The following is a 349-nucleotide window of genomic DNA, read 5'->3' on the forward strand; positions in this document are numbered from 1 at the left end:
ACGCAAATGGCGATCCCGGGAAGGCTTCATAATAGAACAAGCACTCATTCGCCATCACCGACAAGTCCTTGAATTCGAAGCCCGTATAGGATGGGCCCTGCTCGAGCTGCACCTCAGTGATCAGCGCCGTGAACGTGCCGGGTGCCGCCGTCGTAGCCAGCTGGAACCGCAGATAGTGATTGGTGCCCAGCGTCTTTCCCACAACCGAAGGAATGCTAAATGTCTGCTGACATCTCGTCCATGTATTTGCCGGCACCGCAATAGGCGTTCCTGATAGCGTCACTGTACTCGAACCGCCAGACCCGAAGTTCTGGAACAGCGAAGGGGTAAACGACATGCCCTTTGATAC

Annotated in this window: 1 protein-coding gene; it reads right to left on the bottom strand. The window is 55.3% G+C overall.

The window, feature by feature from the left end:
• Positions 1-349: hypothetical protein (locus AC1RPG_RS08480; protein ID WP_481762548.1), on the bottom strand; the 349-nt coding region annotated here is incomplete at both ends.

The organism is Dellaglioa sp. CoH-57-MRSF-18 (assembly GCF_056781995.1).